This is a genomic window from Pseudomonas sp. EL_65y_Pfl1_R83 (assembly GCF_963970695.1).
Taxonomy (GTDB): Bacteria; Pseudomonadota; Gammaproteobacteria; order Pseudomonadales; family Pseudomonadaceae; genus Aquipseudomonas; species Aquipseudomonas tritici.
Map to the genome: position 1 here is coordinate 1 of NZ_CAXAQI010000126.1, position 617 is coordinate 617.

Sequence of the window (617 nt, forward strand, 5' to 3'; positions counted from 1 at the left end):
GACGAGCCCGCGAGGCGGACGGTCGAGGTCGACGCGTTCTGTTCGTGATCGGCATGAAGGATGAAGATGCGGTCGAGCGCCCGCTCGACGGCGGGAACCACCTCATATTCCTCGGCGGGGACGCCGAAGGTCATGCGGAGGAAATTGCCGGTGTAGCTGAGGTCGTTCTTGGGGCTCATGAACGGCTGGCCGATCGAATATTTATACGCCATCGCCGCGATCGTCGGCATCTTGGCGATCAACCGGTGGCTCGCGATCATGCGCTGCTGCGGATCGGTGATGTCGGCCGAATCCTGATAGAAGGCCGAAAGCGCGCCGACGACACCGCACATGATCGCCATCGGATGCGCGTCCCGCCGGAAACCGCGATAGAAGGTCGCGAGCTGCTCGTGCAGCATCGTGTGGCGGCTGATCGTGTAGGTGAACTTGTCGAGTTCGTCCTTGGTCGGCAGCTCGCCGTTCAGGAGGAGGTGGCACACCTCCATGAAGCTCGACTGTTCGGCCAACTGCCCGATCGGGTAACCGCGGTGGAGCAGTACGCCCTCATCGCCATCGATATAGGTGATCGCCGAATCGCAGCTTGCGGTCGAGGTGAAGCCCGGATCGTAGGTAAACAT

1 protein-coding gene is annotated in these 617 nt (G+C 61.8%); it reads right to left on the reverse strand.

The features are described from left to right. Positions 1-617 (reverse strand): citrate/2-methylcitrate synthase (locus AACY08_RS27985; RefSeq protein WP_339472344.1); only part of this gene is annotated, 617 nt, incomplete at both ends.